Annotated in this window: 2 protein-coding genes; both read right to left on the minus strand. The window is 64.0% G+C overall.

What is annotated here, in order from left to right:
* A partial coding sequence (locus D1646_RS22390) for a hypothetical protein (protein WP_160638524.1) occupies nt 1-405 on the minus strand: 405 nt, incomplete at its 3' end.
* The gene (locus D1646_RS22395; protein ID WP_160638525.1) at nt 402-866 is read right to left on the minus strand and encodes a minor capsid protein; all 465 of its coding nucleotides are present in this window, start codon (nt 864-866) and stop codon (nt 402-404) included. The genes D1646_RS22390 and D1646_RS22395, both read right to left, overlap by 4 nt.
* Nucleotides 867-1021: the final 155 nt, after the last annotated feature.

The following is a 1021-nucleotide window of genomic DNA, read 5'->3' on the forward strand; positions in this document are numbered from 1 at the left end:
CTGCACCATGTAGGTGGCCAGGCCCTCGTCCTCCGCGCTGTAGAGCACGCCGTTCTGGGCGGTAATTTTCTCCTGCCTGGGAAGATCGCCGAAGACGGGGGCCAGGCCCCGGGCGGACTGCTCCTGGACCCACTCCTGGAAGTCCATGAGCCAGCCGGCGTTCACTGCCGCCCCTGCGTCGTCCCCGGGGGCCTTCTCGAAGACGTAGTACAGGCCAAAGTTGTACTGGTTGGTGACGGTGGTACCGCCGCAGATATCCGTCTTCCGGTCGATCTCCACCAGGCCGGAGGGAAAAACGCCGGCGTTGGCGGGAATCTGGTCGGTGTAGTCAATCCGGAATTTTTGGAGGATATCCGCACCCGGATAGCTCCTCACAAAAGCGGTGATTTTCTCCAGCGCGGTCACGGGCGGGCCCTCCTTCGCACATAGTCCTGGAGCTCCGCCGACATAGCGGCACCCTCAGCGGCTGTCAGGCGGCGGTCCCAGAAGGGGCCGGCACGGGGATTTTTGCTCTTGTCATACTGGATATCCCGGTTGCTTTTGACCTTCTTAACACCCCGCCGGGACCGCCAGCCGTTCTCGGTGAGGAAGCCCGCCGCATGGGTCACAGGGTCCACCATCACCTTGCCGTAGTAGAGCATCCGGGCGTAGGGCACATCTACGTGGATAAAGGGGTCCCCAACCGGGCTCTGGGCGACCATCAGGTGGATAGTGGCCCCGGTGCGGTAGGGCATATACTTCTGGATGCGGCGCAGTACGTTGGCGGTGTGGAAGCGCTGCACGTCCCCCCGGGCGTGGATGCCCAGGCGGGCCATGATCTGCTTCACCGGCTTCATGTCAACCCGCACCTGTCCAACTACTCTCATCCGCCCGCCTCCACATGGACCATGCGGCCCTTCCAATATTTGGGGTCCACGTACTTCACCACCACCAGCCCGGGGACCTTTGCCGGGATGAAGCCCGCCCAGGCCGTCCGAGAGGACAGCTCCGGCCCCGCGCCCAGCAGGACCTTGTCCCCCAC

This window comes from Pseudoflavonifractor sp. 60 (assembly GCF_009911645.1).
GTDB lineage: Bacteria > Bacillota > Clostridia > Oscillospirales > Oscillospiraceae > Lawsonibacter.